We start from the raw sequence: 15,968 nt of genomic DNA, 5'->3' as shown, positions 1-15,968 counted from the left end.
TTTACTTTGTACAAAACAAAATATAATTATTACAATAAAAAAGCTATGCCCTCATAAATTCGAAGGCATAGCTTTTTTATATTAAATCATTAAAATATCTCGAATTTCTTCCTCTGTGATTGAGGACAATTTCTCTTCTCCCGGCTCAATCACTTCAGCGATTAAATTTTTCTTACTTTCTTGCAGTTCATGCATTTTCTCCTCAATTGTTCCCTGGGCTACTAGCTTTATAACTTGCACTGTATTTTTTTGTCCCATTCGATACGCTCTATCGGCCGCTTGTTGTTCAACAGCTGGATTCCACCATAAATCGTATAATATTACTGTATCTGCACCAGTTAAATTAAGTCCGGTACCACCAGCTTTTAAAGAAATGAGAAATAGATCTCCTTCTCCTTCGTTAAACCGATCGCACAGCTCTACACGTTCCTGCGCTGGTGTACTCCCGTCTAAATAAAAGTATGGAATTGCTTGTCGATTTAACTCACGACCAATAATGGAAAGCATCTTCGTAAATTGAGAAAAAATTAATATTCTCTTTCCTGTACTTCTACATTCCTCTAAAATCTCTAACAGTTGTTCAAATTTAGCTGAACTTCCTTTGTAATCATCAACAAATAAAGCGGGATGACAACAAATTTGTCGCAATCTCGTTAAACCAGCTAAAATTCTAATTTTATTTTTACGTAACGTGTCTTTGTCTAAATGCTTTAACGTTTCTTCCCTTAACTTCGCTAAATAAGCAGCATAGAGACTCTTTTGATCGGGGAATAACTCCGATGATTGTAAGTGCTCTATTTTCTCTGGCAACTCATTTAATACGTCCCCTTTTAATCGTCTTAATACGAATGGTTTCACTCGCTTCGCTATATCTTCACGCCTTAAATCACCGAACTCTTTTCTTCCTGGTAATAATTCCGGGAAGACGACATGGAAGATAGACCATAGCTCTTCTAATGAATTTTCTACAGGTGTACCAGTTAGTCCGAAACGGTATTCAGCTTGAATTGTTTTCACAGCTCTTGCCGTTTGCGTTGTAGGGTTTTTAAACGCCTGTGCTTCATCAAGAAATAGTGTATGAAATGGTCTTGCATATAATCTTATATCTCTTCTCAGTAATGGATATGACGTGATTACGACATCAAATTCCGTTATATCTTTCAAAATTTTCCGGCGCTCTGCTTGGTTTCCATCTGCAATAACTGCTCTAATATGCGGGGCGAATTTTTTCAATTCACTAAACCAATTATAAACAAGAGATGATGGTGAAACGACTAATATTGGCAGTTTCTTTTCTCGAATCTCAGTCAAAACAGAATCTATAAAAGCAATGCTTTGCAACGTTTTTCCAAGTCCCATATCATCTGCTAAAATACCGCCAAAACGGTAATGAGCAAGTGTTTTCATCCATTCGAACCCATATACTTGATACTTTCTCATTTCTGCATTTAAAGTATTTGGCACAGCAAACTTTAATTTTTTCGGGTTTTGAATGTTTTCTACTAACTCTTGAACTGAATCATCCAAACTTAAAACATTGCCTTCGTGAAGTCCGTTCATCCATTTTACACTCCGAATAAGCGGAACATTTACCTCTTCTCCATGTAAAAATTCTTTCCGAATACCTGATTCTTTTATAAACTGATTAATTTCATTAAACTCTTTACTCTCTAGCGACAAAAACGAACCGTTCGCCAATCGATAATATTTACGTTTCTCTTCAAGGGCCGCTAATACACCTTTAATTTCTGCTTCTGGTATTCCTTTTATATCAAAACGAAATGACAACCAATCAATTCTTTCTTTTCTTCTGACTCTAATAAGAGGAACTGCATCCCCTTTACTAATTCGCAATTTGATTGCTGTCGTCGCATAAATATCAACTAAACCTTTTAATGTTGGCACGACGTGATATAAAAAGTTATACTCAGCTTCTTCATTATGCATAAAGTAACCGCCTTCTGTTTTTGCAAAGGCACTTTCACTCATAATGTCTAAAATCTCTTTTTCTTTTTTCTCATCACGATTAAAAACAGACGGCTGTCCATCCTCTTCTAGCGGATTAATCATGACGTTCCCATAGTGAAATTCAAGACCTGCTAATAAGCGATTTTTCACGCGGTCTAAATACAATTTCGCTTTTAGCGAAGGTGTTTCAACACGATCCGATATTACTTCATCAATGTGTACCGTTCCGAGCTTCATTAAGCCTGGTACAACTTTCGCGACGAAATGTTCCATCTTACTTTCTGGAATATAAAACTGATTACTATTTGAGCGACTCATCATCTTTTGTAATTCAATAAGTCGCATACAATCTTCAATGTGTAAGTGATATAATTTCCCACCATAAAGTGCATTGTTATACATATCCATAACTTGTACACGATTTAGACCATCTATATGAAGTGTAAATCCGCCATTATTTCCCTTCGTAAATTCAAAGTGTAACGGCAACAAACCTTTTGAAACTTGTAATCCCTGAAACAGTTGTTTATTTTGTTTCAGCTGTACATATTCAACTTTAGAAAGTGAAGAGAGCATATCTTTCCATGAAGCTGGTGGTATAAATATCATACTTTCATCTTGTTTCGCATGTACTTCTAGCGCATCCTCATACATTTTTTCGTTATGATACATTTTAATGAGCTGCTGAATAATTGCATCCGTTTCTTGTTTAAAACTATGTACATCTGGTGTATATGTAAATTCATTTGAACAATGAAAAGACTCTCTTTTCTCCACCTTAGAAAGAAATTCTCTAATATGATTTATGAAATACAACTTGGCAAGTTTCAATTGAATTCCAAGAAGAGCACCACCACTTCTCGTAGCTACTGGTGTACATATAAACTCAACATCTAATATTTCACGTGTATCAAAACGGTGTTGTTTACTTTTTGGCCTCAGTGGTTTGTCTGCAAACAGCTGAAACATACCACTTGTCAATTGATCATTTCTGTTACTAGTGGAGCTCATTCCACCTGTTTGTTGATTATAGTTTATTTGTATCAATACTGCTGCAACATGTTGACAGTACGTTTGAAAAGACGCTAATGAAGGACAACTACATTTTGCAACAACATCACCCTTTTTGGCTTTTGCTACTGTAACATGGAAATCCTCGTTCCCTTTTACTGTCGCCTCACAAATTTCTTTATTTTCATCGTAATGATCTATTATCACTTTATTTGATTTATAATAGGCTTCACCTCTTTTATATGAGGTCTCTCCGCACACTTCTTTAATAATCGATTTATTCAATGTGAAACTCATCGCTTTGACACTTCCTTAATATAAAACCATTTTCTCTTACTTAACATTTTACATGCTCCACGAGAAAATATAAAATGTTGATTTAACAAAAGAAGATGCTTATTTATAAGCATCTTCTTCACTCTATCTCCATCAACCTCTTCGCCTCAAAATACAACACTTGAATAAACTTCTTCGTATTAATTCGCGTATGACCAGAAGATGCGAGTTCATCTTTCGTCATTTCTGTCATCCGTTTTCTAACTACGGTAAAATCGAAAAATTTTGGAGCATAGCTTTCAAATTTTGGATTTGAAAAGTCTGTTAATCCTAAAGAAGCCAAATGATTTAACGACTGATAAATAGCTCGACGTACTCTTTGTTCAGACGCTTTTTTCTCTTTATCAATATCCGCCTCTAAAGCTAGATCCCCTAATTTCCTTATCGTAATATGATGAAAAATTTCTTTTAACGCAGGAAAGCCAAACTCAAATGTCTGTGCCTTTTCTTGACCATATAAATATTCCAGCATACTAAGTAAATCTTTACTTCCATTCTCTCCCGCAATACCGAGTTCTGATAGTAAAAAGCGCCCTAAATCCCCTATCTTTTTTCCTTCTTGCACTGGTTCAGTACGCAATTGCGGCTTTTCCCACTGAAACACGTTATTCAATGATTTTTGAATATCGTGTATAGAACGCTCCAATCTAATACGCTCCATCACTTTGCGTACAACAGATACAACTTCGATTTTATTTAATGGTTTTGTAATATAATATTCTACACCAAGTGTATATGCCTCACCTATAAGCTGCTTCGATTCCACTTGAGAAATCATAATGATTTTCCCCGTGAAAGTTGACGCAATGTGACGAACTGTTTCAATTCCGTCCCTCATCGGCATCAACAAATCAATAAATAAAATATCTACTTTTTTAAAATTTAGTTGATCCGCCTCAATAAAAGCTCCGTCATCCGCCTCACCAATTACTTCTCCAAGATCTCCATCTTCAATAATTTGCGAAAGCATCGAACGGAAAACTTCATCATCGTCTACGATATAATAAAACAAATCTATTCCCCTTCCCGCTTTAAACTACCCTCTGGTAAACAAACGATAAACTTACATCCTCTTTTATTTTCTCGGCCTTCTAATCTCACTTCTCCGCCTAGCTCTGTTACCATTTCATTTATGTAAGAAAGCCCAATACCAGTTGACGGTGTTCCCGTTTGATCATACTTGGAAGTAAATCCTGGCTTAAATACTAATTTCTTATACTTTTGTGTAATACCAGGCCCATCGTCAATTACTTCAAAAAATATATGCTGATTTCTTTTATATAGCTTAATAATAACGAAACCTTTATCTTCAATTGCTTCAACTGCATTTGCAACTAAGTTATTAAAAATTGATAGCACTGTATACACGTGGTATGCAGCATGCTCACCTTCTATATGTTTAGAAAAACGTATATCCTTTTCTAGCATTTCAGCATACTTCTCGTTTATTCTAACAATCATCTCTGCTAACTCATGTCCTTCTACATATTCAGCCACATTTTTATCTAATAACAGTTTAGATAACCCTGCAAATATCCTTTGATTATCCTTTTTTATTTCATGCACTTCCCCCGCTATTTTCAATGCTGTTTTACTACTTGAATCAGCGCTTACTTGTAAATTTCGATATAGTTGATATGCTTCTTGTGTAATTAACTCCGCATTTTGTAACGTCTTTTTCAAATGAACAGATTCCACATATAAATTAGAAAGATGCATTAACATATTTTCATTTTCTTTTCGAACTTGCGATTCTTTTAATTTCGTTTCATATAAATTCATCATATTTAAAAAACCAAGTGCAAAGAAACTACGAAAAATAGCAATAATAATAAGTTTATTCACTTCAGAAATCGTTATTGTTGTACCTAGTACTAACATGTGATAAAATGCAAGTTCTGACATACTTGCAACAATTTCAATTGAAATTCCAAGGCATCCAATAATGATTGGTTTCTGATGGAACTTATTTACCCTAAAAAGCGAAAAAAAACTGCCATAAATAAAATAATAGAAGAACACAGGATAACGCAAATAAAATGATTCTGTCATATGAAATGAACCTTGCATGATCCAGTCAAGACATACTCGGAATAAGACTACAGATATACCAACAAGAATACCTGCAACTCCTGCTGGTGCTCTTCTTAAAAATAATAATAAAAAGAAGAATAGCGGTGTACCGAAGCTAACTCGAAATGTATCATTAAAGGGATGAAAGTTCAGCTCCCCAGCAATCGGAACAACGACCATTAATATAATTAAAAGGGACATATCTTTCTTCCATAATTGATTCCAATTCAAAGGTGACACTTCCTATACTTTTTTTCAGTAGTAAAAGTGAAAGCCCGCTTATTGTTATAAACGGGCTTTTTTTCTATATTCTAACCTTTTCTACCGCTTTTATTTGGCGATACTCTGGCTTCCACATTACTTCTTGCACTGCCATCTTGATATCGTTATCACTTAAGTTCACTCTTGCAACACCTTCTGCAACTGCAACTTTCGCTACTTCAATTGCAACCATTTCTGAGATATTACGTAATTCTTCGACCTCTGGTAAAATAGGTGCTCCTGGCTGACTTGTATCTACCATACTTGCAACTGCTTCAGCAGCCGCTGCGAACATTCCATCCGTCATGACGCTTGCTCGTACTACAATTGTTCCAAGACCAAGCCCTGGGAAAATAAGTGCATTATTTGATTGTCCAATCACATACGTTACACCGTTATATGTAACTGGTTCAAATGGACTTCCTGTTGCAACTAACGCTCTTCCTTCTGTCCACTCGATTAAATCTGCTGGTTTTGCTTCAGCAAGTGGCGTCGGATTCGACATTGGTAAAATGATTGGTCTTTCTACGTGAGAAGCCATTTCTTTAATAATCTCTTCTTTAAATGCACCTGCAACAGTAGATGTACCAATTAAAATTGTCGGTTTTACATGTTTCACAACTTCAGCAAGTCCGATCACATCATTTTCTTTCCACTCACTTACTTCTGCTTCTTTTCTTGCGTACGGAATTTGGAAATCAAGAAGATCTTCCATATTATCTGTAACTAACCCGTTACGATCAATACACCAGAAACGCTTATATGATTCTTCTTCAGATACACCTACGCGGACCATCGCATCTCTAACTTGATCTGCGATACCGATTCCAGCCGTACCAGCACCAAATACAACAACGCGGTGTTCACTTAGCGGTACACCAGAAGCTTTCACTGCCGATAATACTGCCGCAAGTGAAACTGCACCTGTACCTTGAATATCATCATTAAACGTACAAACGTCATGACGGTATTTATCTAAAATTTTTCGTGCGTTACGAGAGCTAAAGTCTTCCCAATGTAAAAGTGCTTTCGGGAATTGTTTATTTACCGCTTGTACAAACGTATCAATAAATTCATCGTAAGCTTCACCTGTTATACGAGGGTGACGATTTCCAATATAAAATGGATTGTTTAATAGTTCCTCACGGTTTGTACCTACATCTAAAATTACCGGTAATACGCGGCTAGGATCGATTCCAACTGCGGCCGTATAAACAGCTAGCTTTCCGATTGCAATGTTAATACCACCAACGCCCCAGTCACCAATTCCTAATATGCCTTCTCCATCTGTTACAACGACTAAATCAATGTTCTCAGCTGTTGCACCAATATTGGTGAATGCTTCTTCAATACCTGATGGATCGTTAATCGATAAATAAACACCACGTGGTTTACGATATTCATGACTATATCTTTGAATTGCTACACCGACAGTTGGTGTATATACAATCGGTAACATTTCACGTAAATGATCTGTTAATATACGATAAAATAATACTTCATTTCGATCATGTAACGCAGTTAAGTATACATTCTTTAATAAATCATCCGGCTGAGAACTAAATTGTTCGTATGCTCGGCGTGCCTGTTCTTCTAACGTTAAAACCGCTGGCGGTAATAACCCTTTTAAACCTAACTCTTCTCTTTCATTTTGTGTGAAAGCTACCCCTTTATTTAAAAGTGGTGTTGATAATACTTCTGCTCCTCTTAATGTTGTTTCTAATGCACCATTAGAAGCTACTGTAAACTTGCTCATAACATCCCTACCTCTATTCATATATAGCATTTCTATATTGTAAACAAAAAAGAGGGGCTTGTCCCCCCTCTTCTTTTAATTTTTCTTTAAAAGAGTTGCTCCTGCAATCCCTGGATGTGTCATTTCAAATGGATCTAGAATTAACTCTAAGTCTTCTTGTGACAGTACACCATTTTTCACACAAAGTTCTCGAACGGATTGCCCTGTCGCGATTGCTTCTTTCGCAACGCGAGCTGCAGCTTCATAACCGATATGAGGGTTCACGGCTGTAATAATTCCTACACTTTTCTCAACATACTCTTTTAAGCGATCTTCATTCGCTTCAATTCCTTTTAAGCAATTATCTGTAAAGGCACGGAAACCGTTATTCATAATGCTAATTGATTGCAGTAAGTTGAAAACAAGTACTGGTTCCATAACGTTTAATTCTAATTGTCCTGCTTCTGAAGCAAGGCAAATTGTATGGTCATTACCAATTACTTGGAACGCAATTTGGTTAATAACTTCTGGCATAACAGGGTTTACTTTCCCTGGCATAATAGATGAACCTGGCTGACGAGCTGGTAACATAATTTCTGCTAAACCAACACGTGGACCTGATGCCATTAAGCGAAGGTCATTCGCAATTTTAGACATATTCATCATACATACTTTAAGTGCTGCAGATACTTCAGTATAAGCATCCGTATTTTGTGTCGCATCCACTAAATCTTCTGCACCAACAAGCGGTAATTCACTGATTGCAGCTAAATGTTTTACAACTGCTTCAATATATTCTGGATCTGCATTTAAGCCTGTACCAACTGCAGTTGCTCCCATGTTCACTTCATATAAGTGTTGACGTGATTGCTGAATTCGTTTCATATCACGTTCAAGTACACGAGAGTATGCTTTAAACTCTTGTCCAAGACGAATTGGCACAGCATCTTGTAAATGTGTACGACCCATTTTAATCACATGATCGAACTGTTCTGCTTTTAATTCAAATACATCATGCATATAACCCATCGTTTGTAATAAGCCTTCTAATGCATTTAACGTTGCGATATGAATCGCCGTTGGGAATGCATCATTTGTTGATTGCGCCATGTTTACATGACTATTTGGACTAATATAGTGATAGTCTCCCTTTTCCATTCCTAATAATTCAAGAGCACGATTGGCAATGACTTCATTTGCATTCATGTTCATTGAAGTACCTGCTCCGCCTTGAATTGGATCTACGATGAAATGATCATGCCATTTTCCATCAAGAATTTCTTGAGCAGCTTCTGCGATCACGCCACCCTTGTTCAATTCCAATCTTCCTACATCTGTATTCGCAAGTGCTGCTGCTTTTTTTACAATTGCGAACGCTCTAATTAAACCTTCATGGATTTTGTATCCTGTAATTGGGAAATTTTCAACTGCACGCATTGTTTGTACGCCATAGTATGCATAGTTTGGTACTTCTTTTTCACCTAAAAAATCTTTTTCAATTCGAACACCATTTTTAACTTCAGTTAATGTTGCCATGATTATTCACTCCTTAACGATTTCTTATGCTGCTTTTGTTTCTTTGACTGTTTCTACATATTGTTTTGCTTTCTCATTATCGAATTCGCCTTCCCACTTCGACATAACAATGGCCGCTAATGCATTTCCTAATACATTGACAGATGAGCGAATCATATCTAAAATGCGGTCAATTCCCGCAATTAACGCGATACCTTCTAGTGGTAGCCCCATTGAACCTAACGTTGCTAATACAACAACGAACGATGCACCTGGAACTCCCGCCATACCTTTGGATGTTAACATGAGAACGAATAATAACGTTATTTGCTCTGTCAGTGACATGTGCACACCGTACATTTGTGCAACAAACAATGCCGCTAACGCTTGATAAATAGCCGATCCAGTCAAGTTAAATGTATAACCTGTCGGAATTACGAAAGAGGCAACTGCCTTTGGACAACCGAACTCTTCCATTTTTCTCATTATATTAGGTAAAACAGCTTCTGAACTTGCTGTCGTAAACGAAAGAATCAGTTCTTCTTTTAAAATTTTTATTAATGTAAAAATGTTTACGCCAACCATTCTTGCATTAATACCTAATACAATCACAACGAATAGTATAACAGTTACGTATACAGCTAGCACTAGTTTTCCTAGCGGAAGTAATGTTGCTACACCAAATTTTGCAACCGTAACGGCAATTAATGCGAATACACCAAATGGTGCAAATTTCATAACTTGATTTGTAACCCAAAACATTGCTTCGAGTACGCCTTCAAAGAAGTTAAAAACAGGCTTTCCTTTTTCCCCAATTGCCGCAACTCCTAAGCCGAATAATACTGAGAAAAATATAATCGGTAATAGGTCACCTTGTGCAATCGATTCAAATACGTTTTTTGGTACAATGTGAACAATTGTCTCAGCAAAACCTTTCTTCTCCGTTGCATCTGCTGTTTGTTTATAAGAAGAAATATCACTTTGCTGTAAATTACTCATATCAACACCAGTACCTGGTTGGAATATATTCGCTGCAAGTAATCCCATTAAAATAGCAATCGTCGTAATAATTTCGAAATAAAGAATTGTCTTACCGCCCAGTTTCCCAAGCTTTTTCATATCTCCTACACCAGCTACCGCAACAATTAATGCTGAAATAACAATTGGTACTACAATCATCTTAATTAAGTGAATAAATATATCCCCAATTGGTGTGATATAAGAAATCGCCGTTTTATTGCCATAAAAGACTGCCCCTACTACAATCCCTAAAACAAGCGCGACAAAAATTTGTGTTGCCAATCCGAATTTTTTCATTTATGTTCATCCCCTTCATGCGAACGCTTTCAATTTGGATTTATAAAAGCTACTCACACATCTTATAAGCGAACCTACAAAATCATACAAAAACCTACAAGTTCGTCACAAAAAATTCATATATTTTTCTTCTTTTTTTCATTGACACCATTTTGTTAAAAAACGATAAAATAAACTTGATAAGTAATCAGATTGTTTCGTATAATCAAAAAGATATATACTTAAAACAAATCAAAATGAAAAGGAGTGGATGTTATGAAAAACTATACAAAGCAATTCGTCCTATCTTCTTCTTTTCTTTTTCATTTTCTTAAAAAGGAACAAAGGCATTCGCCTTTGTTCCTTTTTTATTGCGATCTATATAGGGGGAATTGTTATGAGACCATATAAACGTGTCTTAATTAAATTAAGCGGCGGTGCACTTGCCGATCAAACTGGAAATAGCTTTAACTCCAAACGATTAGAACATATCGCAAACGAAATTTTATCCATTGTTGATTTAGGTATCGAAGTATCCATCGTCATCGGTGGCGGTAACATTTTTAGGGGACATCTAGCTGAAGAGTGGGGAATTGATCGCGTAGAAGCTGATAATATCGGTACGTTAGGTACAATCATTAACAGCTTAATGCTTCGCGGTGTTTTAACAAGTAAAACAAATAGAGAAGTACGCGTTATGACTTCCATTCCATTTAATGCAGTAGCTGAACCATACATTCGCTTGCGTGCAGTCCACCATTTAGATAACGGTTATATCGTTATCTTTGGAGGCGGTAACGGCCAACCGTTCGTGACGACAGATTATCCAAGTGTACAAAGAGCCATCGAGATGAATAGTGATGCCATATTAGTCGCAAAACAAGGGGTCGATGGCGTCTTTACAAGTGATCCAAAGCATAATAAATCAGCAAAAATGTACAGCAAACTAAACTATAATGATGTCGTTAGACAAAATATACAAGTCATGGATCAAGCGGCATTACTGCTTGCCCGGGACTACAATTTACCAGCACACGTCTTTAACTTTGATGAGCCTGGTGTCATGAAGAAAATATGTTTAGGCGAACATGTGGGGACGTTGATCAATGATGATGTTACGATGCTGGTGCATGAAAAATAATAATTCCCCACCAAAAAGGGTGCCTTTTGTAGGCACCCTTTCCTAATTCATCATCACAAATAGAAGTCAACCAATCCTGCCACTTTCTCCTTACAACGCTCCCAAAAAGATAACTTTTCAAAAAACTCTTTCGTCATTTCTTTCGAATCATGAAAATCCTCTGTTAACGCCTTATTAACTTGTCCTACAATAGGACCACCATAAATATAAAAATTCATTTCATCATTTATATTGAAGCTACGCGAAGTAAAGTTTGTTGTACCAATAACGGTTAATTCATTATCAATAAGCATTAATTTACCATGGAACATTCCTTTTTTATAACCATATACAGTAATCCCATTATTAACAGCTTGACGTATGTATGGATACGCCGCTTCTTTTATAAGAGGTAGATCCGGTTTATATGACCAAAGTATTTTTACTGTAACACCACGCTTTTGCGCCGCGATTAAAGCATTCATAGATTCTTTATTTTTCGCTATAAAATACGGTGTTGCAATTACAATGGAGTGCTGAGCTTGTTTTATGAGCTCTATATATTTTTCAGCAACGTAATGCCCATTGTAACTAGTCATAGTATGTAATGTATTCCCTTTACTAGCTTTATTCGTACTCCTCTTTATCTCTTCTTTCGTATCTCGTTTCCAATCTAAAGCGAATTGCTGTTCTAAATCTTTTGCTCCTTCTCCTTTAAGCCGCACATGATAATCACGCCAATATCCAAATCGCTTATCTTTCCCTAAGTACTCATCTCCTATATTAAATCCGCCTGTATAGCCAATTTCTCCATCAATCGTCGTAATACGGCGATGATTACGATGGTGAAGTGAATAAAATCCGAATGGTAATGTAGGTTTTCTACTATATGTAAAATGTACACCACTTTCCCGCAATTCATTTATCACCTTTCTTTCAAATGATAAATCATTAATGCGATCAACTGATAAATAGACGTTTAATCCTTCTTTTGCCTTCTCTTTTAATAAGTTTAAAAAAGTATGGCTACTTTTATCATCCGACAAAATGAAGAAATAAGTGTAGATGGAGCTTTTAGCTTCTCTTATATCAGTAAATAATTGTTTATAAAAAGGCTTCCCTTCTACATATAATTGAAAGTCACTATAATGAGGCGCATACTCTGTCGGCATGTTTTTCCCAGCTTCCATTTTCCTACCTAAGGTAACATCGATATGCATCCATATTAAAATAAAAACGAAAATAGCAATAGCAATAGAAGTAACTCGCAATATTTTTTTAATCATTTTGATTTCCTTCCGATCATTTTCTTTCCACCTTTCTATTTTGTCATTCAAGTTTAGATTTCATGCTTCATACAAAAAAGGATGTGACTTAACGTCACATCCTTTTCACATTAAACAAAATTCCTCGCATCATTATTTCTTCCAAACTTATAAATCGCAATTAAGAAGAATGCAATCGCGAAAGCGAATAAAATTAAAATGTTTAAATACAACTCAGAGAATGGAATTCCTTGCTGTAGTTTCGATACTGTGTCTAACAACCAGCGCTGTGGAAGAAAATTAGCTACTTTTTGTACTGCACTTGGCATAATATCATATGGGAAATAACATCCAGCAAGTAAGCATGTTGGTACAATGACCATGTTTTGCATCGCATTTGCCGATGCTGAGTTTTTCGAAAAAGCTACAAGAACTAATGATATTCCAATTGCGATTAATGCAAATAGCATTAGTACGCCCATCATCACTATAAAAGGCATATTGATATTCGTATGAAAAACATTCGTTAGGAATAGGATTGTAATCAAAATTTGTACTGTTAGTATTATCATATTTACCCCGACATTAGATAATATGAACTTCTTCCCATCTATCGGCGTTGATAATAGTCTAAAGTACGTTCTATTCTCTTTTTCTTTTAAAATATGACCTGATAAGTTCGCTGCTGAAAACAGCATAAACATAATAAGGTAACCCATCGTTTGATTTGTCATATCTTTATTTTTCGAAGTATCTTCTAGCGTCTCAGTTTTCATTTTAAATGAACTTTTTTGATACCCTGCGTACATATTGTCGAATGTACTTTGATCTGTTCCTGCTACTTTACTAATAGCTGCTATATTATCAATATAATTATATAAATATGATTTTATAAATCCTGTTACTTGATCACCTTTAATCGATGAAATTTCAATATGCTCTGGTTTCCCTTCTCGAACACTTTTTGAAAAACCAGAATCTAATGTAATAACTCCATCAAGTTTTTTGGAAGTGAGTTTATCTTCTACTTCAGACTCCTTAACCTTACTCACATTCACATGATTTAATCCTTCTAAAAACTTTATCGTATCATTTGCTATCGGCTCATTTTCTTTATTTACAATCCCGATATTTAACGTTCCTTGCCCTGCATTTCCGTATATCGAGAAGGAAATGAGCGTCCCTATTATCGGCAAGCTAATTATAATGAGTAAACTTTTTTTATTTTTCAAAAGCACAGATAACGTTTTTTGTATAAGCCATAAAATATCCTTCATACTATAGCCCCTCCCGTCTACGTAATGCAATAATTGCAATTAATAAAAAGAGTGCTGAAATTCCAATGTTTAAAGAAATGACTGGTAGTGCTGCCCCTACATCATTCGCATAAATAATTTTCATAACAGCTGTATTTGCCCAAGTTAATGGCGATAAGTTCGTAACGAAATTTTCTTCTACTACGAAATATGCACCTCCAAAAATAGAAGCTAATTGCACAACAACCATAATAATTGCCCTAGACGCTTCAGCTGTTTTCGTAATATATCCGATTCCTAAACCGAAGCTAATCGCTAGAAAGACTTGTGTTAATAAAATAAGAAATATGATTCCAAGATGGTCGCCCCAATTCGCTTGAAAAACAAATTTACTAAATAACATGACGAGTAATATGCACAGGGCATTTGCTACTAGGCTACCAAGTACTTTTCCAATGAATATTTCAGCTTTACTTATAGGTGCAGCAATGAGACGATCTCCTGTTTTACGTATTCGTTCTCCTCGAATTAAAGAACTCGCTCCCATCGCAGCATATAGTGCAATCATCGTTGTCATTACAACCGCATAGTAATCCATAGAACCTGGTTTTTTCGCAGCTTGTAAGGATGTTTCTTTTATATAATCATTATGATTTCCGTTTGAAATAACTGTGCTCACCTTAGTAGGATCTACTTTTGCAACTTCGACCGCTACATTGTACTTATCAACAAATGTTGTAAGCATTCCTTCCACAATACTCCCCTCAATACTACTTTTGTCACTTCCGTAAAATTTTGCACCATCTTTATTTAACTCTACATAAGCAGCATATTTATTTTTCTTCACTTCTTCTTTCCCATCTATACCTTCGGAAGCTTTTTTAAAATGAATACCTGATTTATCCACTTCTTTCGTAAATGCTTCAAATGATTGAGAAAACGTGCTACTCGCTTCATCTTTATATAGCACTTGTATATCTTTAATCGAATGACTATCACTATTAAATGCGTTGGTTAACGCTGTTCCTAACACAAGCATAAGCACAATCGGAAATGCTAACATAAAAACTAAAGTTCTTACGTCTCTGAAATCTCTTTTAATATGCATAATTGCAATATTGAAGATGTTCAATTGATGAACCTCCCTTTACCTTTTCTTCATTTACCTTTTATTTATCTCGTAAGTTTCTTCCGGTTAACGTAAGAAATACTGTTTCTAAGTTTGGAGCCTGCTCCTCTAACGAACGAATTTCAATGTCATGATTAATGAAATGCTGAATAATTTGATTTAAATTATTTAATCCTGCATCCGAGTTTACCTTGATTACGTTCTCTTCAATCTGAACAGCTTTCACACCGTTTATCTCTTTTAACTTTTCTACATCTAAATTTTCTACTGACTTCACTTCAATCCAAATATCTTTCGTATCTGTAATAATCGCTTTTAACTGTTCTTTCGTACCTTCTGCAATCACTTTACCGTGGTCGACAATTGCGATTTTCGTACAAATCTCTTCTACTTCTTCCATGTAGTGGCTCGTGTAAATAATAGTGCTTCCCATTTCATTTAACTTCCGGACAGACTGAAGAATATAGTTCCTTGACTGCGGATCAATTCCAACTGTCGGTTCATCCATAATAATTAACTTCGGTCTATGTGCAATTGCACAAGCAATATTTAATCTTCTTTTCATCCCACCAGAAAAGTTCTTCGGATAGCTTTTCTGTTTATCACTAAGTCCTACAAATTGAAGAGCTTCCTCTACCCTAGCTTTTAATTCAGCTCCTCGTAATCCGTACAATCCAGCAAAGAATTTCACATTTTCATAGGCAGTTAACTCTTCATAAATCGCAATATCTTGCGGAACAATACCGATATTCATTTTCGCAAATCGATTATGTTTCTTTATATTTTTTCCTAGTATGCTAATTTCACCTTCATTACTTCTTAACAAACCAGCAATCATATTTATCGTTGTACTCTTACCAGCACCATTTGATCCTAAAAAGCCAAATATTTCTCCTTCTTTAATAGATAAAGACATATTATCAACTGCGATGAAATCACCAAATTTTTTCGTTAAATTTTTAATTTCTAATGTATTCATCATTTTCACCCCTATTTTGGTTTC

General features: G+C 35.6%; 11 protein-coding genes. 1 reads left to right on the top strand and 10 read right to left on the bottom strand.

Annotation, left to right across the window (positions count from 1 at the left end):
- Positions 1 to 81: 81 nt before the first annotated feature.
- The 6 genes from MHH27_RS09260 to MHH27_RS09235 form a co-directional block, all read right to left on the bottom strand.
- A complete protein-coding gene (locus MHH27_RS09260) occupies positions 82 to 3,276 on the bottom strand; it encodes an SNF2 helicase associated domain-containing protein (RefSeq protein ID WP_144476493.1) in 3,195 nt (1,064 codons plus the stop codon).
- A gap of 118 nt (positions 3,277 to 3,394) precedes the next feature.
- Positions 3,395 to 4,327, bottom strand: a complete 933-nt coding sequence (locus tag MHH27_RS09255; protein ID WP_000500302.1) for a response regulator — start codon at positions 4,325 to 4,327, stop codon at positions 3,395 to 3,397.
- A 2-nt stretch (positions 4,328 to 4,329) separates the two neighbouring features.
- Positions 4,330 to 5,628, bottom strand: a complete 1,299-nt coding sequence (locus MHH27_RS09250; protein ID WP_144476490.1) for a sensor histidine kinase — start codon at positions 5,626 to 5,628, stop codon at positions 4,330 to 4,332.
- Positions 5,629 to 5,692: 64 nt separating this feature from the next.
- Positions 5,693 to 7,405, bottom strand: a complete 1,713-nt coding sequence (gene malS / locus MHH27_RS09245; protein ID WP_065228756.1) for an oxaloacetate-decarboxylating malate dehydrogenase — start codon at positions 7,403 to 7,405, stop codon at positions 5,693 to 5,695.
- A gap of 75 nt (positions 7,406 to 7,480) precedes the next feature.
- The gene (aspA, locus tag MHH27_RS09240; RefSeq protein WP_000224200.1) at positions 7,481 to 8,920 is read right to left on the bottom strand and encodes an aspartate ammonia-lyase; all 1,440 of its coding nucleotides are present in this window, start codon (positions 8,918 to 8,920) and stop codon (positions 7,481 to 7,483) included.
- Between the two features lie 24 nt (positions 8,921 to 8,944).
- Complete coding sequence (locus MHH27_RS09235) at positions 8,945 to 10,216, bottom strand: cation:dicarboxylate symporter family transporter (protein WP_000713291.1); 1,272 nt, start codon at positions 10,214 to 10,216, stop codon at positions 8,945 to 8,947.
- A 376-nt stretch (positions 10,217 to 10,592) separates the two neighbouring features.
- Here MHH27_RS09235 and pyrH point away from each other — a divergent pair, with 376 nt between their 5' ends.
- On the top strand, positions 10,593 to 11,336 hold the full coding sequence (gene pyrH, locus MHH27_RS09230; protein ID WP_001248059.1) for a UMP kinase: 744 nt from the start codon (positions 10,593 to 10,595) through the stop codon (positions 11,334 to 11,336).
- Positions 11,337 to 11,389: 53 nt separating this feature from the next.
- On the opposite strand, the gene cls is transcribed toward pyrH, so the two are convergent.
- From cls to MHH27_RS09210, 4 genes are all read right to left on the bottom strand, one after another.
- Positions 11,390 to 12,601: a cardiolipin synthase gene (gene cls / locus MHH27_RS09225; protein ID WP_053564787.1), complete on the bottom strand. Its 1,212-nt coding sequence runs from the start codon at positions 12,599 to 12,601 to the stop codon at positions 11,390 to 11,392.
- A gap of 110 nt (positions 12,602 to 12,711) precedes the next feature.
- Positions 12,712 to 13,857 carry an ABC transporter permease gene (locus tag MHH27_RS09220; RefSeq protein ID WP_000651881.1) on the bottom strand — a complete coding sequence of 382 codons (1,146 nt, stop codon included), beginning with the start codon at positions 13,855 to 13,857 and terminating at the stop codon, positions 12,712 to 12,714.
- Position 13,858: 1 nt separating this feature from the next.
- On the bottom strand, positions 13,859 to 14,968 hold the full coding sequence (locus tag MHH27_RS09215; protein WP_097924305.1) for an ABC transporter permease: 1,110 nt from the start codon (positions 14,966 to 14,968) through the stop codon (positions 13,859 to 13,861).
- Positions 14,969 to 15,005: 37 nt separating this feature from the next.
- Entirely contained in the window at positions 15,006 to 15,944 is a 939-nt protein-coding gene (locus MHH27_RS09210) for an ABC transporter ATP-binding protein (protein ID WP_001093820.1), read from the bottom strand.
- Between the last annotated feature and the right edge of the window lie 24 nt (positions 15,945 to 15,968).

Source organism: Bacillus sp. FSL L8-0152 (assembly GCF_038006365.1).
In the GTDB taxonomy this organism is placed as follows: domain Bacteria; phylum Bacillota; class Bacilli; order Bacillales; family Bacillaceae_G; genus Bacillus_A; species Bacillus_A cereus.
Note: the sequence above shows the minus strand (reverse complement) of the source record. Positions and strands in the feature narration are given on the sequence as shown.